This is a genomic window from Alcanivorax sp. HI0044, assembly GCF_001634945.1.
The window spans coordinates 1-840 of the sequence record NZ_LWEZ01001721.1 but is presented as its reverse complement, the minus strand read 5'-3'; the positions used below and the strand labels follow the sequence as shown (position 1 = coordinate 840).

The following is an 840-nucleotide window of genomic DNA, read 5'->3' as shown; positions in this document are numbered from 1 at the left end:
CCGGCCAGGGCAAACGGCCGCCGGGTGCGGTACTGTTGTGGCCCCTGATACAGGGAGACCACCCGCTGGGCATCATTGAGATCGCCAACACTCAGGGGTTTGATCAGGAACAGCAAACGTTGATCAGCGAGTTGCATCGCCCCCTGGCCTTCGCGCTGCAATCCGCGCAACGCCGCCAGCAGTTTCTGGACCAGACCGCCAGCGCCAACGCATAAACACTCTTCCCCGCTGCCTCAGTCAATGCCACGGGCGGCTTTGGCCGCTTTCAGTGGGGCGGACAGCAAGGCAGGCTTGCGCGGCACGATATCGGCCAGTGATGTCACCATCCGGGCCATGTCCGCATCCATATCCCCGGTGGGCAGAAAGCAATCGACAATGCGCACCTGCCGGCGCCGATAGCAAAAGCCCAACACCACAATCGGCACCGCCATCTGCTCGGCAATACGGTAAAACCCGGTTTTCCATCGCTTGGCGCCGGTACGTGTGCCCTCTGGTGCCAGGCCCAGCCAGAACGGCGTCTCGCGCATGACCGCAGTGGTCTGGTCCACCACATCCTCAGCGCTGTCCCGGTTCACCGGGATGCCCCCCAGCCAGTACATGAGCCGCCCCAGACGCCCTTCAAACAGGGTGTGTTTGCCCATGAAACGCACATGGACTCGCAAGGACTGGATGGCGCTGATGCCGATCACCCCGTCAATGTTTGAAGTGTGAGGAGCAACCGCCAGAACCACCCGGGACGTATTGGGCAAGCTGCCAACAATTCGCCATCCCATCGCCCCCAGAATCAGTCTGCCCAGACCCGCCAGCAGCCAGTGGCCGCGACGGGGCACCTGATCCCCC

At 62.9% G+C, this 840-nt stretch carries 1 protein-coding gene and 1 pseudogene; one reads left to right on the top strand and one right to left on the bottom strand.

The annotated features are described in order from the left end of the window. Positions 1-215: pseudogene (locus tag A3730_RS32230) on the top strand (GAF domain-containing protein); the annotation flags it as partial. Positions 216-233: 18 nt separating this feature from the next. Here A3730_RS32230 and A3730_RS25860 read toward each other — a convergent pair. After that, the coding region (locus tag A3730_RS25860) for a 1-acyl-sn-glycerol-3-phosphate acyltransferase (RefSeq protein WP_156501370.1) at positions 234-840 on the bottom strand (607 nt) is incomplete at its 5' end.